Genomic DNA, 22,079 nt, shown 5'->3' on the forward strand with positions numbered 1-22,079 from the left:
TCTTTTATGCGCTTAGCTATGTTTTACGTGATTTTAAGAAAATCTACAATACTTGCAAAGGTTTGTTCGAAGCCGATAAAACTATGATCGCCTCCAAATTCAACGCGTTGCTTACACTGAGAATAATATTTAACCGCCTCTTGATAAGGCAGTACTTCGTCGCCTGTTTGCTGTAACAAATAGAGTAATGACGGCGTTTTTATTTGCGCTAAATACAAGCTGCGCAATGCATCCATATGCCGCTTATCAAGCTCATAATGAACATTTTGATACGGGTTATAGTTTGGTCCCAAGAGATTATCAAGCAGCTCAAAAGGACGAACCGCGGGATTAATGACAACAGCAGGGAGGCCATAACGCTGCGACAAATACGTCGCATAAAACCCACCAAGCGAACTGCCTAACAACACGGTATCTGCCGTGATGAGCTGCTCTAGCTGTAGCATGGCATGCAATGGCTCATGGGTTAAACGAGGCACTTGATAGTCAACATCAAATTGCGCCATATGCTCACCAAAACGCACCGCTTTATAAGACTTTTCAGAGCTGTTAAAGCCATGAATATAAATTACCCGTTTAGCCATACTACATCCGTTGTTAACTGCACGCTATGCGTATCATCAAAGTTTAGGGTAATTAAACGAAAAGCAGGCCCTAAATCCTCTTGCTGCCACTGTGTAGTTTGCTTGGTAAACTGGATGGAGCTTGCGGGTGTTGCGTATATATTCAAGCCGCGAAATGCATACTTATAATCATGATGAACGTGACCATGAAACAACGCGATGCAGTGATGAGTGTTCACCAACGCATTTAACAATTGCGGGCCATTTTCAAGGAGGTGTTTATCGAGATAACCGTTTATAGGTAATGGGTTATGATGACAAAACACCACACTAGGTGTGTCATCCACTCCCTTACTAAGCTCCTCTAAATGCGCCTGCTTTACCCACCCCGCAGGTGTTGCACCTTTCGAGTTAGCCAACAATAATTGCCCACCCTGAAAAGTAATTCGCTTATGGCTTAAAATGTGAGAACCCGCAATCGCATGGTATTCCTGTAACTCATCGTGATTACCCGGCAACCAAAATACGGGACACAACAACGGTGAATCCGCAATTAGTTTAGCGAATAACTGGTATGAATCGCTGCTATGATCTTGCGTTAAGTCACCACCAAATACAACGCAGTCGACTTGATGTTCTGCAATTGCGGCTAAACAACGTGCAAAATACTCTGCGGTATTAACCCCAAAGTACTCGCCACTTTGATCTTTAAATAAGTGACAATCTGTAATATGGGCAACCGTTAACTGCGATTTTTCAAAATGGTAAGCGTCGCTAAACCAAGCCATTGTTAACATCCCAATTTAATACTGCGCGACCATTTTCAACACAAGCCACTAACCAGTCATATAAAAAAGCATTCAGCTGATATTTCTCGTCTTTTTGATGCATATTTGGATTAGGATAAGCATACGAAGGTTTAATGCGCTGATGAAAATCATGATGAATTATTTCGGCGACTTTCGCATCATGGTACATACGAACGGTTAAATACAGCGGTTTAACCGAATGTACGTGTCCCGCTTCCTGACTAATCGAGATATCCATGGTGTACTTTGCTGTATTGTCAATTTTGACCACAAAGGTACTACTTCCCAACTGAACTTTGCGTTCTTGGTCAACTTGACGCTCTTGAGGAAGTAACTTTAATGCACGCACATAATTGTGCTCACACAAAGTTAAGTACTTAGGTAAGCTCTGAATGTAACGTTGTTCAGCCGTGACGTACGTCAAAATGCCCCCTACTCGTTAGTCGTTTTGCAAATCAGACACTATACGTTGCCTGTTCAGTGCTAACCATTGAAGCGAAATAACCGTTGCAGCATTGTCTATTTCACCTTGCTCCAATCGCAGCATGGCTTCATCATATGACATTATATGTGTTTTGATGTCTTCATCTTCGTTATCAAGACCAAAAATACCACCTTGGTATTGAGATAGGTCAGTATAGGCTAAATACAAGAACAAACGCTCTGTTGTTCCACCCGGACTTGAAAGATACGACATCATGAATTCAAGTTTATCAAGCTCAATCCCCGCCTCTTCAAACGCTTCGCGTTTGGCGACTTCTTCATAGTCAGTACTGCCATCAGCCATACCCGCTATGCATTCAAGTAACCAAGGAGAGTGTTTTGAGGCCAATGCCCCAATGCGTATTTGCTCAATTAACAGCACCTGATCAGTCACCGGATCATAAGGAAGTACGGCAACCGCATGGCCTCGTTCTAATATTTCACGCTTTACTTCGACAGACTGTCCACCGGCAAACAGTGCATGACGAAAGCAATATAAATTTATCTTAAAAAAACCATCATAAACACGTTCAATAGGCTTTAACTCTATGTCGTCATGGCTAAATTGTGAGATTGCGGTTATTTTCATTCTCTATTTCCTATACATTATGCGTAAAAAATACGGCCAATTATATTCTGTTACACTTGGACATGCAGATTTACGTATTTTTTTTTTGGTTATTCATTAAAAAAGAGTACCATGGTGACAGTACGAAAATTGTCTAAGGACTGAACGAACAATGAAAAAAACACTACTCGCTGCGCTTATCGGTTTTTCAAGCGCATTGACTGCAACAGCAAGTTACGCTGAAGACCTACTTCAAGTTTACGAGATTGCAACAGCAAACGATCCTACCGTACTTAAAGCAAAAGCCCAAGCAGATGCGCAAGCTTATGAGAGCGATCGCGCGTTAAGTGCACTATTACCGCAAATTGGTCTTAGCCTTGGCTATGAATCAACAGATTCAACCTTATACGAAGGCACTGATGCGACAGGTTATGCTGAGTTTAGTCGCGATACAGATGTATTCAGCCGTGGCATCAGCTTAAGCCAAACATTATTTGATTTAGGTGCTTGGAATACCCTAGGTATTGCTGATAAACAGGCTTTACAAGCATCTGCACAATACGACTTTGCAAAACAAGATCTTATCGTGCGTGTGGCTGAAGGCTATTTCAATGTATTGAGCGCGATTGATAACTTAGAGTTTGTGCAAGCTGAGAAACGTGCCATTGAGCGCCAACTTCAACAAACAAAAGAGCGCTATGCAGTGGGTTTAACCGCGATAACTGACGTTCATGAAGCCCAAGCTCAGTTTGATAACTCAGTCGCAAAAGAAATTGTTGCTAAGAACAGTGTCGAAACAGCGCGTGAGCAACTTCGTGAAATCACGGGTAAATATCATGCTAAGTTAGACATGTTGAACACGGACACTTTTTCAACGGTTGCACCTAGTAAACAATCAACTGATTACATAAAAATCGCTGAAGAGAAAAACTTAAATCTGCAAGTGTCAAAAGTGACTGTCGATATTGCAAAAGATCAAATCGACTTAGCAAAAGCAGGACACTACCCTAAGCTGACACTCAACGCATCGTACAGTGACGGCCTAGAGGATTTAAATAAAAACTCACATGAGCCACGCACAGATACGGCCAGAGTGGGCGTTAATTTCAGTGTACCAATTTACTCTGGCGGAGCAACCGTAGCTGCGACAGATCAAGCGCGTGCATTCTACGTTGCAGCAAGCGAAGATTTAGAAGCAAGTTTACGTGCAGTTACACGTTCTGTTATTACGTCTTATAACCAAGTGGTTTCAGATATCGCTACATACAAAGCACTTCAACAAGCGGTTGTGTCAGCCGAAAGTGCATTAAAAGCGACTGAAGCAGGTTTTGAAGTTGGTACACGTACCATTGTTGACGTACTGATCAGCACGCAAAATCTTTATAACGCGAAAAGTAACCTTGCCAACGTACGTTACCGTTATGTTGTTTCTACATTACGCTTGAAGCAAGCTGCGGGTACATTAACAGGTGAAGACCTCGTCGCGATTAATCAAGGATTAAAAGAAATCTAAGTATTTCTTATCATTCTTGACAATTCTATAAGCCAGCTATTGCTGGCTTTTTGTATTTTTAAACACTTACAGTTAAACTAGCTTTTTTATTTTTAGAGATAATTTTTGTGGTTAGTTCATCTCCCTTTAAAGCGTCTTTTTTAGGCCCTCGTTATTGGCTTACTTGGGTTGGCGTGTTTTTTCTGTATTTAATTTCTTGGTTACCACATAAATTCCAATTATTTCTCGGCAAACTCATCGGCCGTTTAGTGCATCGCTTTATGAAGCGCCGCCGCCATATTGCAGAAGTAAATATTCGGTTATGTTTTCCTAATATGCCTGAACACGAGCAACGTGAGTTGGTACTAAAAAACATGGAAAACACCGGCATAGCCATGATGGAAACAGGCATGGCTTGGTGGTGGCCAGAGTGGCGAATTAAAAAAGTGTTTGGTTCAGTAACAGGACTTGAACACTTTGAAAAAGCGCAGCAATCGGGTAAAGGAGTTTTGTTACTGGTTCCACATTTTTTGCATTTAGAAATGGCCAGCCGAATCATGGGAATAAAGCACCAAGGCATAGGCTTTTATCGCCCACACAATAACCCATTGATGGAATACTTCACCACCAACGGGCGGTTGCGTTCTAACGAATACCTAATTGGCAAACGCGATGTAAAAGGCTTACTACAAGCGCTTAAAAACAAAAAAGTATGCTATTACTTACCTGATCAAGATTATGGCCGTAACCGTTGTGAGTTTGCGCCCTTTTATGCTGTTCAAGATGCAGCAACCACCACGGGAACATTACTTTTTTCAAGCAGTAAATACTGTGAAACGGTGAGCTTGACCAGTCGCAGAGATGAGCAAGGGCGTTATCATTTAACGGTACTGCCGGCTCTTGAAAATTTTCCATCTGGCGATAACCTGACAGATGTGACGCGTGTTAACCAACGTATGGAACAGGCAATCGACTTAGCGCCCGAACAATACATGTGGTTACACCGCCGTTTTAAAACACGCCCTGATGAGAATGCCCCTTCTTATTATAAGTAGAGTGACAATTTTTAATTTGTATGGTTTTATTAAACGAGTAAACAACAAGAGAATTAGAAATGTGGTTTTGGGTTAAGCATTTATCATTAGCTGTAATTTTAATTGCTGCTGCGATTTATTTTTTATTTGGCAGCGGGCCAGTTCTTGATATCAAGGATACTCAGAATGCTGCAGCACAGGGACTATCCCGTTTTTACGCTGCCCTTAGAAATCAAGTGAACAGTAAAGACAACGAGCGTGATAAATACGTGCTCAAGTTGCCCGCACCTGAAACAAGCCTTGATATGGCGTTGTTTGAACGAGAAAAAGTCGTTGAGCCCTCTTCACCTAACTGGACGGGTGATGTGCAACCGCGTCGCTTTGAAAACGGCACAACCCTCAAGGATGTGTTGTCCGATTACGCACGTAACGAAGACATTGTGTTGTATTGGTATTTAAGCAAAGATTACGTTGTTAAAGATCACTTTCGTGTTGATAGTAATTTTGTCTCTGCCCTGTACCAAGTAGGCAGGGCAATTAACGACGACTTTGAAAACGAGGTGTATACATTTTTCTGCTTTAAGCAAAGAGCAGCGGTGATCACTGAACTGCCCTCTGCTTATGTACGTGAAAACTGCCGTCGTTTAAAAAGCTAATACTTGCTGCCACACCTGCTTTACAAGTGCTATGTGCTGAGTTAGCTCAGCACGAGGGGCACAACGGCCTTGCTGATTTAAACTCATCATATGATAACGCGAGCGATACTCAATGTATGCAGCGACTAAATCGCGCTGCATACGTTCTGAAATACACCCAAAACGAGCGGCATCAGCCAAAATGCGCACATTATCAGACCAATATGTCAGCGCACGGTGCTGATGCGCATTTTTGAGCACAACATATTGAGTGATAAATTCAATATCGGTTATACCGCCTTGGTCTTGCTTTAAATCAAATAACTCTTCGGTCCCCTTGGCAAGATGGGCACGCATTTTTTCGCGCATTTCAACCACGTCTTTTTGTAATTTGTCTGCTTCACGCGCTTGGCACAATACATCTTGACGAATTTCTGCAAAACGTTCACTCAACGATGCCTGACCGTAGATCATACGCGAGCGTACAAGGGCTTGATGCTCCCATGTCCATGCCTGCGTTTGCTGGTAGTGGTAGTAGCTTTCAAGATTAATTGCGAGTAACCCCGACGCCCCTTCAGGGCGCAGACGCGTATCCAGCTCATACAATATGCCTGATGCTGTACGAGTATTAAATAAGTGCATTAATCGCTGAGCGAGTTTTAAATAAAATTGACGCGAATCAATCGACTTGTCGCCATCGGTGTAGCTGCTGCCATCGTGGTTGTGAACAAACACTAAATCGAGATCAGAGTCGTAGCCCACTTCAAATCCCCCCGTTTTTCCATAAGCAATGACTGCAAATCCTTTTTCTTGCTCCGAGGTATTTGTTGGTCGGCCAAAACGCTCAACACAAGCATGCCATGCAATATTAACCGCTTGCTCTACAATCGCTTCTGCAAGCGCAGTTAAGTGATCGCTTACTTTCATGACATCAAGAACACCTGTGGCATCGGCCGCGGCAATCCGCAATTGATGAGTTTGCTTAAACTGGCGTAAAGCTTCCATTTGCAACTCAAGATCGCCATGCTCAATGCGTAGAAAATACTGCCTAATTTCATCTTTGTAAGCAGATAACGGCGTTGGTTTGTAAAGCACCTGGGGATCAATTAATTCATCAAGCAAAATTGGATAACGAGAAATATGTTCGCCAATCCATTTACTATGACAACACAGTGCAACCAATTGATTAAGTGCACCTGGGTTTTCATATAAAAGCTCTAGGTAAGCCGTTCGCGAGATAATTTTATTCAGCACTTGGCAAATCATGGTAAAGGCATCGCTACTCGCTTTCGTTACCGTAAGTTGCTTAAGCAATAGTGGCATGAGTTTATCGAGAATATCACGACCACGGGTGCCTATTTTGGCTTTTGTTAAGCGTGCTTTAAAATCATCAAGCGCAGTCTGCCAATCTAGATTAGGCTCGCACATCAAACTGACGTCGGTCATTTCCCATGCACTGATAAATTCACTTTCACATGGGTCTGCACTGTCACTTTCAAAGCCTATCACCTGCTCAAACTCACCGTGCACGTCGGCCATTATTTTATTAATAGCCACAAGACAGCTATCAAAATCGGGCTGCTTAAGTAAGTAGCATAAACGCTGCTGATTTTGCGCGTCATCTGGCAATGTTTGTGTTTGTTTGTCTGCGAAAATTTGTAAGTACTGTTCAATACGACGAAGCGCTAAGTAATTATGCTTAAGTAAATCAGCTTCTTTTTTCTCAATCACTTGATTATTAACAAGCTCTTGCAAAGCTAATAAGAGCGACTGAGTTTGCAAGTTAGCTTCGCGCCCGCCGCGAACCATTTGCAGTGCTTGCACCACAAATTCCACCTCACGAATTCCGCCTGCGCCAAGTTTTATGTTATTAGTTAAACGTTTTCGGCGTACTTCTTGTGCGATCATTTGTTTCATTTTTCGTAAAGATTCAATCACCGAAAAATCGATATAACGTCGGTATACGAAGGGCCTTAGTAGCTCATAAAACTCTTTCCAGTAACCATTTTCAGCGCCAATTAAACGCCCTTTAAGCATGGCGTAACGCTCCCATTCACGCCCTTGTTCTTGGTAATAATCTTCAAGTGCTTGAAAGCTCATGACCAGAGGGCCACTTTCGCCAAATGGGCGCAGACGCATATCAACACGAAAAACTTGGCCATTAACGGTGGTTTGATTTAGCGCCATAATAAGCTTTTGGGCAACCTTTGTGTAAAAGACCTGTGCTTCGACAGAGCGACGTCCACCTTGGGTTGCGACATCTCGCGGGTATGAAAAAATCAAGTCAATATCAGACGAATAATTAAGCTCTTTGCCCCCTAATTTCCCCATGCCAAGTACCATCATAGGAATGGCCTCTCCAGCACTGTTCAGCGGTGTGCCACTCACGTTTGCTACTTGTGCAAATGCCCACTGATTCGCACTGTCGATAAGTTGATCTGAAAGCTCGGAGATATAAGCAATGCTGTCATCAATCGGGTTTTGGCAACATAAGTCTAAATAGGCGACTTTTAGCCAATATTTTTCTCGGTATACACGCAATTTTGCCATTGCCGCCGCATCATCAAGGGTTGAGAGTTCATTGCTATTGAGGGGCGGTTCTGTGGTGCGATTAGCAAGTTCATCGGTATCTAACAACCACGCTTTTAATGTTGGTTGCGATTGTAAGCAGCTCCAGGCAAAGTCACTTAAAGACAATAAGTTAACAATACTTGGTTCAACATCTTGGCCTGGATACAAATCAGCAAAGCGTGTCTGACCTAGCTGCTGAAGCGCTTCTGGAAGCGGGTGTAAATTACTCATTAAATACTCTCTTTTAACTTACCTGTAACCGTACTAGAATGATTATCAAAGAATCTTTTTAGCAGGGATCTGCATGCAATATTTATCACTATCTAACACTAGTTTACTTGCGATTGCCATTAGTTTCGCTGTAATTTGCATCACCATCGTGCTCCTACGCATCCTAACGCAAATCAAAGCAAAACAAGCGCTTAAGGAAGAACTAGCCCAGCATGATAACTTTGCAATGGGGATCAGCTTTGCCAGTGAAATCTTAGTAGTGATCGCGACTATCGCGTACATTTTTGATGAAATTAGTTTAAGTGCAGCCCAGTCTAACCCACTCAAGGTGGTTATTTTAATCGCGTTATTATTTGCCTTTATTAAAGTCGGCCACTTAATTCATCGCAAATGGATTCTACATCGCTTTAACGAAGAGGCCGCCATTCTCAAGCAAAACGTGTGTGCCGCGCTTGTTGACTCCGGTATGTTAATCGCAAACTGTATTATCAGTTTAGGACTTTACAACTGGTGCCATACTCAAGGATACAGTAGTTTATTAATCGCAACGGTCAGCTTTTTTGTATTACAAGGGATGTTTGCGCTGGACAGTAAAATTCGTGAATACCGCTTTGCTAAAGCAAATCAAGGTGCCTCATTACAAAGTAACTTTAATCTAGAAAACACCTCTATTGGTATTCGCTATGCGGGTAAGTCTATTGGCCTTGCATTGGCGGGTTACGCTGGTCTTGCCAGTGCTTCATTTATTAGTGGTAAGATGGTTGAAAACTTATTTACTTTAGTGTCTCACTGTGGTGCGATGTGGGTATTGTTATATGTGCTAAGCTACATAATTAAATATATTTCACTACCCAATATAGATACATCATTAGAAGTGGATCACCAAGATAACATAGGTATTGCATGCATAGAGTTTGCCGTTTTCGGCGCGATAGGCTATTTACTAATTAGTATGTTTTCAATTTGATACGGAAGTACGTACATCGTGAGGCACCATGCCATTTAAAGTAAACAATTACTTACTTGTTGATGTAGACAGTGACTTTAGTCGCGCATTTACGCAACATTACTTTGCCAACGCACAAGGGTCTACCCTTGTAGTAGCAGGTGCGAATAGCCGTCATATGGTCAAACTGATGTTTGAACAACTCATCAAAGATTATTGCTACTGTGATTTTAGTAATGAAATAAGTGTCTCTGAGCTTGCCAGCTATTTACATGAACACCATAACATTCAAGGTGTTTTAATTAATCAAACCGATTACCAATTAGCAGACGACGCGCAAAAATTTATTTATAACTCACTGCATAAAGTACGCTTTTTAGTAAACCAAGACGAGCAAGGCTTTGATTTCATTCCCTGCCCTGATCCCGCACATATTAACCACCTATCTTGCCAAACAGATATTGCCGAAACACGCGCTGAAATCCTCACTTTAAGCGAAGATTTAAATAAATAATTGCACCTAAGCCGCTGCTTACTTACCATATCGCTAAATTATTTTATAAGTGACAGCCCATGCGAGTTCCTCATATTTATCAACCTTCTGTTATCACATTAGATAACCCCGTCACCCTTGATGAAGATGCTGCTGGCCATATTGGTCGCGTACTTCGTATGAAAGTCGGTGAGCAGGTGTCAATATTTAATGGTGAAGGTGGCGAATACCTCAGTGAAATCATTGAAGTAAGTAAAAAGAACGTCGTTGTACAACCACTCGAGTTTATTGATCATGACGTAGAGTCTCCACTTAAAATCCACCTAGGTCAGGGGGTTTCACGAGGTGACAAAATGGACTTTACTATTCAAAAATCAGTGGAGCTGGGGATCACTGAAATCACTCCTATTTTTAGTCAACGATGTGGTGTCAAACTCAGCGGTGAACGTTTAGCTAAAAAACACCAACAATGGCAAAAAATAGCCATCGCAGCTGCTGAGCAGTCTGGACGAAATTTTGTCCCTGTGGTGCACCCTCCAATTGATATCAAAGAGTGGTTAGAACAAAGCAGCGATGCCATAAAGTTAACCTTGCACCCACGTGCAGAGCACAGCATTAAGACCATTCAAGTTCCTTCGTCAGGCGTGCGGTTCTTAGTGGGCCCTGAAGGAGGATTTACCGATGAAGAGCTTGAGATTGCGAAACAACAAGCGTTCGTTGATATTCGTTTAGGCCCACGTGTACTGCGCACCGAAACCGCGGCATTAACGGTACTGAGTGCATTGCAATTACAGTTTGGTGATTTAGCGAATTGAAAATCGTAAAAACACCCATATATCAAGATCACTAACCACAGTATGGCAATACCATTGAAAGGCAAAAACATGGCAATTAAGTTAGGCATAATCTCTGATCCTATTAGTGGCTTTAATATTAAAAAAGACACTGGCTTCGCAATGATGATAGAAGCACAAAAACGCGGTTACGAACTTTACTACATGGAAATGGACGACCTGTCACTGCGCCAAGGTCAAGGCTATGCCACAGCAGCAAAAGCCCGTGTATTTGATGATGTAAATCATTGGTATGAGCTTGAAGAAAAAGCCTCCATTGCCCTTGCTGATTTAGACGTAATTTTAATGCGTAAAGATCCTCCTTTCGATACCGAATATATTTACGCAACTTATATTTTAGAGCGTGCAGAACAAGCAGGCACTTTGGTTATCAACAAACCACAGAGTTTACGTGATGCCAATGAAAAACTGTTCACCGCTTGGTTTAGTGAGCACACTCCAGATACGCTCGTAACACGAAGCCAAGCCGATATTCGTGCATTTTTAGCTGAGCATAAAGACATTATCTTAAAGCCATTGGACGGTATGGGGGGAGCGTCAATTTTCCGCGTTAAAGAAGATGACGCGAATATTGGTGTTATTTGCGAAACGTTGACTGAACATGGTAGCCGTTTTGCCATGGCACAAAACTATATTCCAGAAATAAAACAAGGCGATAAACGCGTATTAGTCGTTGATGGTGAAGTCATGCCATACTGCCTTGCTCGCATTCCTCAAAATGGCGAAACGCGCGGCAATCTTGCGGCTGGCGGGCGTGGCGAAGCACGTCCTATTAGTGATTCAGACCGTAAAATTGCTGAAGCTGTCGCACCGACACTAAAAGCGAAAGGGCTTATTTTTGTTGGTTTAGATATTATTGGCGACCGCCTAACAGAAATCAATGTGACGGCACCAACCTGTGTCAAAGAAATTGAAGCCGCTTACGACATTTCAATTACTGGTCACTTATTTGATGCCATTGAGAGAAAACTGAGCCATACTTAATTAAACCTAACAAAAGGGGCGACCTATGCAGTCATTAGAGAACCATTTCTTAATCGCGATGCCAAGCATGCAAGACCCTTTTTTCAAGCGTGCTGTTACTTATATTTGTGAGCATAATCAAGATGGTGCGATGGGCTTGGTGATTAACCAGCCTATCAATATCACGGTGGGTGAGTTACTCGATAAAATCGAGATTGATAACGACAAGACGCAACAAGCCGCAGGCCGCGCAGTGTTCGCCGGCGGCCCCGTGAAAACGGATCGCGGCTTTGTACTGCACTCGCCTAAGCCGGGCTACACGGCGAGTCAAAAGCTCAGTAGTGATATTATGATCACCACCTCAAAAGATGTGCTCGCAACTCTCACCACAGCGCAAGCACCCGAGCAGTTTATTATCACCTTAGGTTATGCCGGGTGGGATCAAGGACAACTTGAACAAGAACTACTTGAAAATGCGTGGCTAATCATTAAAGCTGACCCTGAGATTATTTTTAATACCCCCGTAGAAAAACGCTGGGAAAAAGCGGTTTCTATGCTGGGTTTTGATGTCAGTCAACTAAGCTCTGAAGCCGGTCACGCTTAACCTAAACGCACTAATTAAACGGCAACTATGACAAAACGCACTTTTAAGCCCATCGGTGAACGCACTGTAATGGGCTTTGACTTTGGTACCAAAAGCATTGGTATCGCCATAGGTCAAGAGTTAACAGGGACAGCCTCTAGCTTACAAGCAGTGAAAGCAAAAGACGGCATCCCAGACTGGCAACTTATTAAAAAACAGGTCGATGAGTGGCAACCTGATTTGATGGTTGTTGGCTTGCCACTCAATATGGATGGCACCACGCAAGATGTCACATTCAAAGCCAAAAAGTTTGCAAACCGACTACACAATCACTTTGCGATTCCGGTTGAAACCCAGGATGAAAGACTCACCACGGCAGATGCCAAAGCGCGCTTATTTGAACAAGGCGGTTACAAAAATCTAGGTAAGGGTAACGTGGATAATATGTCTGCGGTGATTATTCTTGAAAGTTTCTTTGAACAGTTTTATGGCGACTAAGGTTGTTTATTAATAACCGTATAGTGTGTTAAATCAGGAATAAAGCCTGCCTCGCGGTAGGCTTTTTCTATTGCACCCGCCTCGCGTAATTGCTGCAAGCCTTTTTGCAAAGCCGTATACGCTGCTTTGCCATCGGGGTGTTTCTTCGAAATAATAAAATGACGACTATCATTTAGCTGCAGTAGCACATCAGGCACCGCGACAAGGTTAATATCTTCCAGAATATAGCGATTATTTAAACTTGGCATTAAGGGCATCATCACAAAATCAACCCATTGCATTGATACCATTCGGACTTGGCTCAGCCACTCATCTTCGCGCAGTAATTCTTTTAGCGGTAACGCAGACAGTGTCTGCCAATCGGTTTGCCAGCGTGGTGTAGAAACCGCCGTTAACTGAGAAAAGTCAGACAGCTGGTTTATCTTAAATACTTTTTCATTACGAGGCGAAGTATATACCCCCGCAAAATACTCCCCTTCGCGGATCACCGGGGCTGACACATACACATCCCGTGTCAACTTATTTGCATCGAGTGACCACACACTGTCAAAACTAATAAGCAACTTACCATTTTCTAACAGTTTGGTGTTTCGGTAATTGATATTGCCTTTGTGATATCGAAAAGGCTTGGTAAATCCCCCCAATATCAAAGCTTGCTGGGCAATGATCATATCAACCACATCACGACGAATATACGCGCCGCTAAAGTCTTTTACTTCAATAGGCTCTCGCCCTTTTAAAAACCGGCTGTAATCATCAAACACATCATCGCGAATAAATATAACCACTTCATTTGCATCAATACTGTGCGCGGGCAGCGCACAACTCAACAGCAATAACACAGCGATTAAATTTATTCGCAACAACATCAGTCCTCACTCTTACCATCAAGGCCATCAATGGTGACGCCCTGTAAGAATCCAGCGCCCTTTTGTTCATTATTTTGCAGCTTAATCATCAAGCGTAAGTCGTTTGGTGAATCAGCATGATGCAAGGCATCGGCATAATTGATGCGATGTTGCTTGTAAAGTTCGAACAAAGCTTGGTCGAAGGTCTGCATTCCCATTTCTTTCGATTTTGCCATGGTCTCTTTTATTGAGCCAATATCGCCGCGCTTAATAAGCTCCGCAACCATAGGAGAATTAAGTAAAATTTCAATGGCAGCAACGCGCCCTTCCCCATCAGAGGTCGGCACTAATTGCTGCGCGACGATGGCACGTAAGTTAAGTGCTAAGTCATACTTAAGCTTATCGTGCTTTTCTTTTGGCACTAAATGCATGATACGGTCAATGGCTTGGTTAGCATTATTAGCATGCAGTGTTGCCACACATAAATGCCCTGTTTCAGCAAAGCTTAATGCGTACTCCATGGTTTCTTGCGAGCGAATCTCACCAATCAAAATGACATCTGGCGCCTGACGCAGTGAGCTTTTCAACGCCGATTCGAAACTCTCGGTATCAAGGCCCACTTCACGTTGAGTAATGATACTTTTACGATGTTCATGGACAAATTCAATCGGGTCTTCAATAGTTAAAATGTGCCCGCGCTGGTTTCGATTACGATAACCTAGCAGTGCCGCAAGCGAGGTTGACTTACCCGTTCCCGTGCCACCTACAAACAGAACTAAACCCCGTTTCGCCATGATCACATCGGTAAGAATAGAGGGTAAGCCTAAATCAGTAACATCAGGGATGGTGGTCACGATTCGACGAATAACCATGCCAGCCCGATCGCGCTGCCAAAATGCCGAAACACGGAAACGGCCTTCATCGTTAGCAATCGCAAAGTTACACTCTTTGGTGTCGTGAAACTCTTTGCGCTGCTTCTCGTTCATCGCTGACTCAACCATAGCAAGTGCGCTTTCATCAGAAAGTTTCTCGTCACTTAACGGGATGAGTTCACCATTAATTTTCGCACTTACTGGCAGCTCACTTGAAACAAATAAGTCAGAGCCGTTTTTAGTAATCATCACTTTTAAGTAATGATTTAAAGGTAAAGACATGTCAACTTTCTCCGTTAGCCACCAAATTGGGTTTTATCTTGCGCCTTCGCGCGCGCATCCGCGTTTGTAACAATCCCATAGTTCACTAGATTTGCTAAACATTGATCCATGGTTTGCATACCATGAGATGCTCCCGTTTGAATCGATGAGTACATCTGCGCAATTTTATCTTCACGGATCAGGTTTCGTATTGCAGGCACACCAATCATGATTTCATGTGCAGCCACTCGCCCGCCCCCTACTTTTTTAAGCAGTGTTTGCGAGATAACAGCCCGTAATGATTCAGACAACATTGAGCGCACCATGTCTTTTTCTTCACCTGGGAAAACGTCAATAATACGGTCGATTGTTTTTGGTGCCGAGGTCGTATGCAAGGTGCCAAAAACCAAGTGACCCGTTTCGGCCGCGGTCATAGCAAGACGGATAGTTTCTAAGTCACGTAGCTCACCAACCAAGATAACATCTGGGTCTTCACGCAACGCACTGCGCAGCGCATTCGAGAAACTGTGAGTATCACGGTGCACTTCACGTTGGTTAATCAGACTCAGTTTGTTATCGTGAACAAATTCGATAGGATCTTCAATCGTGAGAATATGATGATGCTTAGTTTGATTAATGTAATCAACCATTGCCGCTAAGGTAGTTGATTTACCCGAACCCGTAGGCCCAGTAACCAACACTAAACCACGCGGGTTATCGGAAATGGTTTTAAAAATATCTGGCGCACCTAAATCATCAAGCGTTAATACTTCGCTGGGGATAGTACGGAATACCGCCGCAGGACCACGGTTTGAATTAAATGCATTAACACGAAAACGCGCAAGATTAGGGACTTCAAATGAAAAATCCACTTCTAGGTTTTGTTCATAGTCCTTACGCTGATTATCGTTCATAATATCGTAAACCAGACTATTTACATCTTTTTGTTCTAATGCTGGAATATTTATACGACGCACATCGCCATCAACGCGTATCATAGGTGACACACCCGATGATAAGTGTAAATCCGAGGCTTTGTGTTGCACACTAAAGGCCAATAATTCGGTAATATCCATTTATGACTCCACAACCAACTGATAATTATATGGTTACAATAGCAGAACGACTCAAATCCGCCTACGCAAGAATTGCCCTAGCTGCAAAAAATAATCAACGCGATGAACACGCTATTAGCTTGTTAGCAGTTTCAAAGACTAAACCAGTCGAAGATATTGTGGCTGCCTACCAGCACGGCCAACGCCAATTTGGTGAGTCTTACGTGCAAGAAGCCGTGACAAAAGTCACTGAACTTGCCCACTTAACAGACATAGTTTGGCACTTTATTGGCCCCATTCAGTCCAATAAAAGCGCCCAAGTGGCCACACATTTTGACTGGGTACAAAGTGTCGACCGTACAAAAATAGCCAAACGTCTTAGCGAGCAAAGACCAAAAGACAAAACACCACTGAACGTATTAATCCAAGTTAATATCAGTTTAGAAGAGGCTAAGTCAGGCTGCCACCCTGATGAGCTAATGTCACTGGCAGAATTTATTAGTGGCTGCGATAATTTATGTTTGCGTGGCGTGATGGCTATCCCAGCCAAAACCGACGATGCACAGCAACAATTACAATATTTTGAGCAATTAAGCGCTTGCTTTGATAAACTAAAGGCCCAATATCCCCAAGTAGACACCTTGTCGATGGGTATGAGTAACGATGTTGAAGCAGCAATTGCAGCTGGTTCAACCATGGTACGCATTGGCACGGATATATTTGGCCAACGAAATTAAAAGGTGATAACAGACATATGTCAGATAAAAAAATCGCATTTATAGGCACGGGTAACATGAGCTACGCCATTATTGGCGGCATGGTAAAGAACGGTTTTGCAGCAAAAAACATCATTGCAACCAATCGCAACCAAGAGAAATTAGCTAAGGTTGCTGCTGATTTCGGGGTGCAAACCACCGCGGATAACAACGCGGCACTTCGTGATGCAGATGTGATTGTATTGTCTGTTAAACCACAAATGATGGGCGATTTATGCCAATCATTCCAAGATTCAGGCGTTGATTTTAGCGACAAGCTATTTATCTCTGTCGCGGCAGGTTTAACCGTAAATCGTTTACGTGAAATGCTGGGCCAAAAGGTAAAAATGGTTCGTTGTATGCCAAATACACCATCATTACTTGGTCGTGGCGTGTCGGGTCTATTTGGCGCTGACGAAACCGCAGAAGAGCATGAGTTTGTACAGCAAGTATTTGAATGTACAGGTATTGTTGTCTGGGTCGAGCAAGAGTCGCAAATAAACGATATCATCGCCGTTACCGGCTCTTCGCCCGCTTACTTTTTCTTATTTATGGAAGCCATCGAAGAAAAGGCAAAAGCACTTGGCTTTAGTGATGAAGATGCACGCCGCTTAGTACAACAAACGGCGCTAGGTGCAGCTGAAATGGCGCTTTCTCAGCAAGACATTAGTATTTCACAGCTGCGTGCAAACGTCACATCAAAAGGCGGTACAACTCACGCAGCCGTTGAGCACCTGAAAGCACAAGGCCTTGTTGGTACCGTTGCCGATGCAATGGATGCCTGTATTGCCCGCGCAGAAGAAATGGAAAAAGAACTTTAAGCTTACTTTGTTGAAGGTAAAACTATGCAAGCCATGCAATTCCTCGTTGAGATTATTTTTGATCTCTTTTTAATGGTGGTCCTTTTACGCTTTTGGTTACAAGCGGCAAAAGCTGACTTTTATAATCCAATTAGCCAGTTTGTGGTAAAAGCTACATCGTTTGCAGTAAACCCATTACGTAAAATCATTCCAGGGTTGGGTGGCTTTGACATCGCGTCGTTAGTCCTTGCGTATTTAGTCGCAGTGGCAAAGCTTAGTGCCGTCTTTTTACTGTTTTATGGTGGTTGGGCTGCCGCGCCTGTCTTTGTGACTGCGTTAATCACGGTAATAAAAGAAGGGTTAAACTTACTATTTTGGGTGTTAATTATTCGTGCTTTATTAAGCTGGGTAAGCCAAGGCTACAACCCTATTGAAGCGGTTTTCCACCAGCTAACTGAACCTATGTTACGCCCTATTCGTAAAGTTATACCACCACTGGGTGGTTTAGACTTGTCAATTTTAGTACTGATCATTGCCTTGCAGTTCTTACAATTTTTATTAATTGATTTGATTGGCTAAACATTGAGTATCTAATTTAGAGGCCGTAAGGCCTCTTTTATTAAGTGAGAAATACCATGAAACAGATTATTCTTTTTACCTTACTTGCCCTCAGTTTATTCACAACAGCAGCGAAGGCTGAACAACAAGCCGGCGCACAATATAAAATACTTGGTCCATTTGAAGTACATTACATCGCTTTTCCTTCAACCTTTATACAACCCGACATTGCCAAAAACTACGATTTAGTGCGCAGCCCAAGCAAAGGAATTATTAATATTTCGGTGCTAAAAAACAGCGATAAAACGGCGCAAACTGCCACACTAACAGGCACGGCACGTAACCTACTCGGCAATAGTAAACAACTTGAATTTAAAGAAGTTGTTGAAGGCGATGCGATTTATTACCTTGCACAAATCGACTACAGCAATGAAGAAATTTACCGTTTTAATATCGAGATTAATAAAAACGGCAAAGTACAAACACTGACATTTCAGCAAAAATTTTACGTAGATTAATGCCCCTATGAACAACACTTTAGTTTTAGCCACGGGTAACCCTGGCAAAGTAAAAGAGCTGGCGAGCATGCTTAGCCCGCTTAACATTAATGTGGTTCCGCAAAGCGATTTTCAGGTTCCTGACGTGCCAGAAACAGGCACTACATTTGTTGAAAATGCGATAATAAAAGCGCGTCATGCAGCAAAGATTACTGGGCTGCCTGCAATTGCAGATGATTCTGGCCTCGAAGTCGATGGCTTACATGGCGCACCAGGTGTTTATTCTGCACGTTTTGCTGGCGAAAATGCCAGTGACCAAGACAACATTGATAAACTTTTAAGCGAGCTGGCTGATAACCCTGTACGTAGCGCTCGTTTTTGGTGTGTTCTGGTTTTAATGCGCCATGCTGATGACCCGACACCGCTTATTTGCAGTGCGAGCTGGGAAGGTGAAATCACGCACAGCCAAGATGGCCAAGGCGGTTTTGGTTATGACCCCATCTTTTATGTGCCTTCAGAACAATGCACCAGCGCACAGCTGACAAAAGAGCAAAAAAATGCCCTGAGCCACCGCGGCCAAGCACTTAAGCAACTACTTGCGCAATTGCAGCAAAAAGGCGGCCTGTGAGTTTACCCCCGTTAAGTTTATATGTGCACGTACCGTGGTGCGTGCAAAAGTGTCCGTACTGCGACTTTAACAGCCATGGTCAAAAAGGTACGATCCCCGAGAAAGAGTATGTTCAACACCTAATTGATGACTTAAAAGCGGATTTACATTTAGTACAAGGGCGTAAAATCCACAGTATTTTTATAGGTGGCGGCACGCCAAGTTTACTCACAGGTGAGGCATACACCCGCTTACTTGGCGAGGTCGATAGATTAATTGGCCTGAGTGAAAACTGCGAAATCACTTTAGAGGCCAACCCAGGCACTGTAGAAACAGGCCGCTTTAAAGAGTACGTCGCGGCTGGCATAAACCGAATTTCGATTGGTGTGCAAAGCATGCAGAACGACAAGCTGAAAGCCCTCGGTCGTATACATGGCGCGGATGAAGCAAGCTATGCAGCAAAACAAGCACACCAAGCTGGGCTCAACAGTTTTAATTTAGATTTAATGCATGGTTTACCAGGGCAATCTCTTGAAGATGCACTTAGTGACCTTGAAAAAATCATCGCATTAAATCCCCCGCATATTTCGTGGTATCAATTAACAATTGAACCTAATACTCAGTTTGCCTCAAAACCCCCCACGTTACCGCACGACGATATATTGTGGGATATTCAAGAACAGGGACAAGCACTCCTTGCAGATGCAGGTTATCAGCAATACGAGATTTCTGGCTATGCGAAACCCGGCTACCAATGTCAACATAACTTAAATTATTGGCGATTTGGCGATTATCTCGGTATTGGCTGTGGGGCCCATGGTAAGGTGACTGACGCAAATACGAAGATCATCACGCGTACAGTAAAAGTAAAACATCCGCGTGGTTATATGGATCTCGCAAAGCCTTATTTGTACGAACAATGGCAGGTTGCTGACGATGATTTAGCGTTTGAATTTTTTATGAATCGTTTTCGTTTAGTTGAGCCTTGCCCAAAAGGTGATTTATCTTTGCTTACAAATTTGTCACTGCAAAGCCAAGAACAAGCCTTGAACGAAGCAATTAAAAAAGGCTTACTAACAGATAATAAAAACAATTGGCAAGTCAGTGCAAAAGGCCAGCGCTTTTTAAATGACCTGCTAGAATTGTTCGTTTAAGAATTCTATTAATAATTAAATTTCTAACAAGAAAGGAACGATAATGCGTAAACTGACCTTCATCGCTGCAGCGGTAAGTGTTGCATTACTTGGCGGTTGCCAACAAATGCAAGAACAACCAACCCCAGCGCCCACTGTACAAACCCAACCTGTACAAAGTGAAATCGATAAAGCGAATGCGTTTTTTGAAGACACGTTTAACCGTGATGTAATGAAAAGCCCTGTTTATCAAACATACATGGGTATCAAAAAAGATTACGATAAATGGGATGATGGTAGCGAAGAACGCGTTCTTGCAGACTTTGAGCAAACCAAAGCTGATCTTGTCGCTTTAAAAGCAATTAACCGCGAACTATTAGATGACGCGACAAAAGTAAGCTACGACCTAAAAAAACAAGCACTTGAAAATGAAATTGCAGATTTTAAATGGCGTCATTACAACTACCCTGTAAATCAAATGTTTGGTGTTCATTCGATGATCCCTGCATTTTTAATTAACCAACATCAAATTGCTGATGTCTCAGATGCGAAAGCGTATATCTCTCGCTTAAACGGCGTAACGATGGTTATTGATCAGCTAATCAAAGACCTCGACGTGCGTGCTGATAAAGGTATCATCGCACCTAAATTTGTATTCCCACATGTCATTGATTCAAGCAAGAACATTCTACATGGTGCACCATTTGATACAGGTGAAGACTCAACTCTTTTAGCTGACTTTAAACGTAAAGTTGCCGCATTAGAGATTAGTGAAAGCGAAAAATCAGCGCTTATCAACGATGCAGAAAAAGCACTAAAAGCGGCTGTTAAGCCTTCTTACACGAAGCTAATTAACTATTTAGCGCAGTTAGAAAAACGCGCTGACGAGCGTGATGGTGCGTGGAAATTCCCAGATGGTGAAACGTTCTACAACAATGCCCTTGCACGCACAACAACAACCGATTTAACAGCAAAAGAAATCCACTCAATTGGTTTAGCTGAGGTTGCACGTATTCACGACGAAATGCGCGCGATTAAAGAAAAAGTAGGCTTTGACGGTGACTTAAAAGCATTCATGCAATTCATGAAAACTGATAAGCAGTTCTACTACCCAAATACAGCTGAAGGTAAACAGCGCTACCTTGATGAAGCGACAGCCCTCATTGATAACATGAAATCTCGCTTAGATGAGCTTTTCATTGTTAAACCAAAAGCCGATTTAAAAGTAAAAGCTGTTGAAGCATTCCGCGAAAAAGCAGCAGGTAAAGCGTTCTATCAACAACCTGCGCCAGATGGCTCTCGCCCAGGTATTTACTACGCAAACCTTTACGATATGGAAGCAATGCCAACTTACCAAATGGAAGCACTTGCTTATCACGAAGGTATTCCGGGCCACCACATGCAAATCGCCATCGCACAAGAACTTGAAGGCGTGCCTAAGTTCCGTAAGTTTGGTGGTTACACTGCGTATGTTGAAGGCTGGGGCTTATACTCTGAGCTAGTACCAAAAGAAATGGGCTTATATGAAGACCCATATTCAGACTTCGGTCGCCTTGCAATGGAATTATGGCGTGCGTGTCGCTTAGTTGTTGATACCGGTATCCATGCGATGAAATGGACACGCCAACAGGGTATTGACTATTACGTTAATAACACACCAAACGCAACGTCTGATGGCGTTAAAATGGTGGAGCGTCACATTGTAATGCCGTCTCAAGCAACCGCTTACAAAGTGGGTATGTTAAAGATATTAGAGCTGCGTGAAGCTGCAAAAGAACAGCTGGGTGATAAATTCGATATTCGTGAGTTCCACGATGTTGTACTTAAAAATGGTGCAGTACCATTAAATGTACTTGAGAAATTTGTTGACCAGTGGGTTGCAAAAAAACAAGCTGCTTAAACTAAATAGACTTTAAAAAGGCCGCTCAGCGGCCTTTTTTATTTATTTAAACAAGTCGTTGAGCTATAAA

Annotated in this window: 24 protein-coding genes; 16 read left to right on the forward strand and 8 right to left on the reverse strand. The window is 42.8% G+C overall.

The window, feature by feature from the left end:
- Positions 1 to 23: 23 nt before the first annotated feature.
- The 4 genes from GZH31_RS12855 to GZH31_RS12870 are packed head-to-tail and all read right to left on the reverse strand — an operon-like array spanning position 24 to position 2,444.
- Entirely contained in the window at positions 24 to 584 is a 561-nt protein-coding gene (locus tag GZH31_RS12855; protein WP_036966129.1) for a YqiA/YcfP family alpha/beta fold hydrolase, read from the reverse strand.
- Positions 569 to 1,351, reverse strand: coding sequence for a metallophosphoesterase (locus GZH31_RS12860; RefSeq protein WP_036966125.1), 783 nt, complete (start codon positions 1,349 to 1,351; stop codon positions 569 to 571). The genes GZH31_RS12855 and GZH31_RS12860 overlap by 16 nt, the downstream gene beginning before the upstream one ends.
- A complete protein-coding gene (locus tag GZH31_RS12865) occupies positions 1,338 to 1,796 on the reverse strand; it encodes a DUF1249 domain-containing protein (protein ID WP_036966122.1) in 459 nt (152 codons plus the stop codon). The genes GZH31_RS12860 and GZH31_RS12865 overlap by 14 nt, the downstream gene beginning before the upstream one ends.
- A gap of 15 nt (positions 1,797 to 1,811) precedes the next feature.
- Positions 1,812 to 2,444: an NUDIX domain-containing protein gene (locus GZH31_RS12870; protein ID WP_036966119.1), complete on the reverse strand. Its 633-nt coding sequence runs from the start codon at positions 2,442 to 2,444 to the stop codon at positions 1,812 to 1,814.
- 151 nt (positions 2,445 to 2,595) lie between these two features.
- Here GZH31_RS12870 and tolC point away from each other — a divergent pair, with 151 nt between their 5' ends.
- The 3 genes from tolC (at position 2,596) to GZH31_RS12885 (ending at position 5,605) form a co-directional block, all read left to right on the forward strand.
- Positions 2,596 to 3,936, forward strand: a complete 1,341-nt coding sequence (tolC, locus tag GZH31_RS12875; RefSeq protein ID WP_036966116.1) for an outer membrane channel protein TolC — start codon at positions 2,596 to 2,598, stop codon at positions 3,934 to 3,936.
- A gap of 107 nt (positions 3,937 to 4,043) precedes the next feature.
- Positions 4,044 to 4,970 carry an LpxL/LpxP family Kdo(2)-lipid IV(A) lauroyl/palmitoleoyl acyltransferase gene (gene lpxL / locus GZH31_RS12880; protein ID WP_180311072.1) on the forward strand — a complete coding sequence of 309 codons (927 nt, stop codon included), beginning with the start codon at positions 4,044 to 4,046 and terminating at the stop codon, positions 4,968 to 4,970.
- Between the two features lie 59 nt (positions 4,971 to 5,029).
- On the forward strand, positions 5,030 to 5,605 hold the full coding sequence (locus tag GZH31_RS12885) for a TcpQ domain-containing protein (RefSeq protein ID WP_180311073.1): 576 nt from the start codon (positions 5,030 to 5,032) through the stop codon (positions 5,603 to 5,605).
- Here GZH31_RS12885 and glnE read toward each other — a convergent pair.
- On the reverse strand, positions 5,594 to 8,386 hold the full coding sequence (gene glnE, locus GZH31_RS12890) for a bifunctional [glutamate--ammonia ligase]-adenylyl-L-tyrosine phosphorylase/[glutamate--ammonia-ligase] adenylyltransferase (RefSeq protein ID WP_180311074.1): 2,793 nt from the start codon (positions 8,384 to 8,386) through the stop codon (positions 5,594 to 5,596). The genes GZH31_RS12885 and glnE overlap by 12 nt on opposite strands.
- Positions 8,387 to 8,459: 73 nt before the next feature.
- Between glnE and GZH31_RS12895 the strand changes: the two genes are divergently transcribed.
- From GZH31_RS12895 to ruvX, 6 genes are all read left to right on the forward strand, one after another.
- The gene (locus GZH31_RS12895) at positions 8,460 to 9,353 is read left to right on the forward strand and encodes a hypothetical protein (RefSeq protein ID WP_036966104.1); all 894 of its coding nucleotides are present in this window, start codon (positions 8,460 to 8,462) and stop codon (positions 9,351 to 9,353) included.
- Between the two features lie 28 nt (positions 9,354 to 9,381).
- Complete coding sequence (locus GZH31_RS12900; RefSeq protein ID WP_036966101.1) at positions 9,382 to 9,846, forward strand: hypothetical protein; 465 nt, start codon at positions 9,382 to 9,384, stop codon at positions 9,844 to 9,846.
- Between the two features lie 59 nt (positions 9,847 to 9,905).
- A complete protein-coding gene (gene rsmE, locus GZH31_RS12905; RefSeq protein WP_036966098.1) occupies positions 9,906 to 10,640 on the forward strand; it encodes a 16S rRNA (uracil(1498)-N(3))-methyltransferase in 735 nt (244 codons plus the stop codon).
- Positions 10,641 to 10,709: 69 nt separating this feature from the next.
- Entirely contained in the window at positions 10,710 to 11,663 is a 954-nt protein-coding gene (gshB, locus tag GZH31_RS12910) for a glutathione synthase (RefSeq protein ID WP_075594030.1), read from the forward strand.
- A gap of 25 nt (positions 11,664 to 11,688) precedes the next feature.
- Positions 11,689 to 12,246, forward strand: coding sequence for a YqgE/AlgH family protein (locus tag GZH31_RS12915; protein WP_036966093.1), 558 nt, complete (start codon positions 11,689 to 11,691; stop codon positions 12,244 to 12,246).
- Between the two features lie 27 nt (positions 12,247 to 12,273).
- Positions 12,274 to 12,723 (forward strand): Holliday junction resolvase RuvX, encoded by a 450-nt coding sequence (gene ruvX / locus GZH31_RS12920; protein ID WP_075594029.1) that lies wholly within the window; start codon positions 12,274 to 12,276, stop codon positions 12,721 to 12,723.
- On the opposite strand, the gene GZH31_RS12925 is transcribed toward ruvX, so the two are convergent.
- The 3 genes from GZH31_RS12925 to GZH31_RS12935 are packed head-to-tail and all read right to left on the reverse strand — an operon-like array spanning position 12,720 to position 15,780.
- Positions 12,720 to 13,592 (reverse strand): hypothetical protein, encoded by an 873-nt coding sequence (locus tag GZH31_RS12925; protein WP_065979692.1) that lies wholly within the window; start codon positions 13,590 to 13,592, stop codon positions 12,720 to 12,722. The genes ruvX and GZH31_RS12925 overlap by 4 nt on opposite strands.
- Positions 13,592 to 14,725 (reverse strand): PilT/PilU family type 4a pilus ATPase, encoded by a 1,134-nt coding sequence (locus GZH31_RS12930; protein WP_036966084.1) that lies wholly within the window; start codon positions 14,723 to 14,725, stop codon positions 13,592 to 13,594. Before GZH31_RS12930 ends, GZH31_RS12925 begins: the two co-directional genes overlap by 1 nt.
- A gap of 14 nt (positions 14,726 to 14,739) precedes the next feature.
- Positions 14,740 to 15,780 carry a type IV pilus twitching motility protein PilT gene (locus GZH31_RS12935; RefSeq protein WP_036966081.1) on the reverse strand — a complete coding sequence of 347 codons (1,041 nt, stop codon included), beginning with the start codon at positions 15,778 to 15,780 and terminating at the stop codon, positions 14,740 to 14,742.
- Between the two features lie 2 nt (positions 15,781 to 15,782).
- Here GZH31_RS12935 and GZH31_RS12940 point away from each other — a divergent pair, with 2 nt between their 5' ends.
- Genes GZH31_RS12940 through GZH31_RS12970 form a run of 7 tightly spaced genes read left to right on the forward strand, consistent with a single transcriptional unit; the run spans position 15,783 to position 22,009 of the window.
- Positions 15,783 to 16,496, forward strand: a complete 714-nt coding sequence (locus tag GZH31_RS12940; protein WP_065979691.1) for a YggS family pyridoxal phosphate-dependent enzyme — start codon at positions 15,783 to 15,785, stop codon at positions 16,494 to 16,496.
- A 17-nt stretch (positions 16,497 to 16,513) separates the two neighbouring features.
- Complete coding sequence (gene proC / locus GZH31_RS12945) at positions 16,514 to 17,335, forward strand: pyrroline-5-carboxylate reductase (RefSeq protein WP_036966075.1); 822 nt, start codon at positions 16,514 to 16,516, stop codon at positions 17,333 to 17,335.
- A gap of 24 nt (positions 17,336 to 17,359) precedes the next feature.
- Positions 17,360 to 17,893, forward strand: coding sequence for a YggT family protein (locus GZH31_RS12950; protein WP_036966072.1), 534 nt, complete (start codon positions 17,360 to 17,362; stop codon positions 17,891 to 17,893).
- 56 nt (positions 17,894 to 17,949) lie between these two features.
- The gene (locus GZH31_RS12955; RefSeq protein WP_065979690.1) at positions 17,950 to 18,390 is read left to right on the forward strand and encodes a DUF4426 domain-containing protein; all 441 of its coding nucleotides are present in this window, start codon (positions 17,950 to 17,952) and stop codon (positions 18,388 to 18,390) included.
- Positions 18,391 to 18,397: 7 nt separating this feature from the next.
- Positions 18,398 to 18,997, forward strand: coding sequence for an XTP/dITP diphosphatase (locus GZH31_RS12960; protein ID WP_065979689.1), 600 nt, complete (start codon positions 18,398 to 18,400; stop codon positions 18,995 to 18,997).
- Positions 18,994 to 20,130 (forward strand): radical SAM family heme chaperone HemW, encoded by a 1,137-nt coding sequence (gene hemW / locus GZH31_RS12965; protein WP_036966064.1) that lies wholly within the window; start codon positions 18,994 to 18,996, stop codon positions 20,128 to 20,130. Before GZH31_RS12960 ends, hemW begins: the two co-directional genes overlap by 4 nt.
- 43 nt (positions 20,131 to 20,173) lie before the next feature.
- Positions 20,174 to 22,009 carry a DUF885 family protein gene (locus GZH31_RS12970; RefSeq protein ID WP_036966060.1) on the forward strand — a complete coding sequence of 612 codons (1,836 nt, stop codon included), beginning with the start codon at positions 20,174 to 20,176 and terminating at the stop codon, positions 22,007 to 22,009.
- The last annotated feature ends 70 nt before the right edge of the window (positions 22,010 to 22,079 follow it).

This window comes from Pseudoalteromonas sp. JSTW (assembly GCF_013423925.1).
In the GTDB taxonomy this organism is placed as follows: domain Bacteria; phylum Pseudomonadota; class Gammaproteobacteria; order Enterobacterales; family Alteromonadaceae; genus Pseudoalteromonas; species Pseudoalteromonas lipolytica.

What these genes read in the sequence shown, in the direction of transcription:
- GZH31_RS12860 (WP_036966125.1), bottom strand. Translation starts at nt 1,351, where the DNA reads ATGGCTTGGTTTAGCGACGCTTACCATTTTGAAAAATCGCAGTTAACG.
- glnE (WP_180311074.1), bottom strand. Translation starts at nt 8,386, where the DNA reads ATGAGTAATTTACACCCGCTTCCAGAAGCGCTTCAGCAGCTAGGTCAG.
- GZH31_RS12870 (WP_036966119.1), bottom strand. Translation starts at nt 2,444, where the DNA reads ATGAAAATAACCGCAATCTCACAATTTAGCCATGACGACATAGAGTTA.
- tolC (WP_036966116.1), top strand. Translation starts at nt 2,596, where the DNA reads ATGAAAAAAACACTACTCGCTGCGCTTATCGGTTTTTCAAGCGCATTG.
- GZH31_RS12915 (WP_036966093.1), top strand. Translation starts at nt 11,689, where the DNA reads ATGCAGTCATTAGAGAACCATTTCTTAATCGCGATGCCAAGCATGCAA.
- GZH31_RS12885 (WP_180311073.1), top strand. Translation starts at nt 5,030, where the DNA reads ATGTGGTTTTGGGTTAAGCATTTATCATTAGCTGTAATTTTAATTGCT.
- GZH31_RS12950 (WP_036966072.1), top strand. Translation starts at nt 17,360, where the DNA reads ATGCAAGCCATGCAATTCCTCGTTGAGATTATTTTTGATCTCTTTTTA.
- ruvX (WP_075594029.1), top strand. Translation starts at nt 12,274, where the DNA reads ATGACAAAACGCACTTTTAAGCCCATCGGTGAACGCACTGTAATGGGC.
- rsmE (WP_036966098.1), top strand. Translation starts at nt 9,906, where the DNA reads ATGCGAGTTCCTCATATTTATCAACCTTCTGTTATCACATTAGATAAC.
- GZH31_RS12935 (WP_036966081.1), bottom strand. Translation starts at nt 15,780, where the DNA reads ATGGATATTACCGAATTATTGGCCTTTAGTGTGCAACACAAAGCCTCG.
- GZH31_RS12855 (WP_036966129.1), bottom strand. Translation starts at nt 584, where the DNA reads ATGGCTAAACGGGTAATTTATATTCATGGCTTTAACAGCTCTGAAAAG.
- GZH31_RS12895 (WP_036966104.1), top strand. Translation starts at nt 8,460, where the DNA reads ATGCAATATTTATCACTATCTAACACTAGTTTACTTGCGATTGCCATT.
- GZH31_RS12960 (WP_065979689.1), top strand. Translation starts at nt 18,398, where the DNA reads ATGAACAACACTTTAGTTTTAGCCACGGGTAACCCTGGCAAAGTAAAA.
- GZH31_RS12940 (WP_065979691.1), top strand. Translation starts at nt 15,783, where the DNA reads ATGACTCCACAACCAACTGATAATTATATGGTTACAATAGCAGAACGA.
- GZH31_RS12900 (WP_036966101.1), top strand. Translation starts at nt 9,382, where the DNA reads ATGCCATTTAAAGTAAACAATTACTTACTTGTTGATGTAGACAGTGAC.
- gshB (WP_075594030.1), top strand. Translation starts at nt 10,710, where the DNA reads ATGGCAATTAAGTTAGGCATAATCTCTGATCCTATTAGTGGCTTTAAT.
- GZH31_RS12925 (WP_065979692.1), bottom strand. Translation starts at nt 13,592, where the DNA reads ATGTTGTTGCGAATAAATTTAATCGCTGTGTTATTGCTGTTGAGTTGT.
- GZH31_RS12955 (WP_065979690.1), top strand. Translation starts at nt 17,950, where the DNA reads ATGAAACAGATTATTCTTTTTACCTTACTTGCCCTCAGTTTATTCACA.
- proC (WP_036966075.1), top strand. Translation starts at nt 16,514, where the DNA reads ATGTCAGATAAAAAAATCGCATTTATAGGCACGGGTAACATGAGCTAC.
- GZH31_RS12970 (WP_036966060.1), top strand. Translation starts at nt 20,174, where the DNA reads ATGCGTAAACTGACCTTCATCGCTGCAGCGGTAAGTGTTGCATTACTT.
- GZH31_RS12930 (WP_036966084.1), bottom strand. Translation starts at nt 14,725, where the DNA reads ATGTCTTTACCTTTAAATCATTACTTAAAAGTGATGATTACTAAAAAC.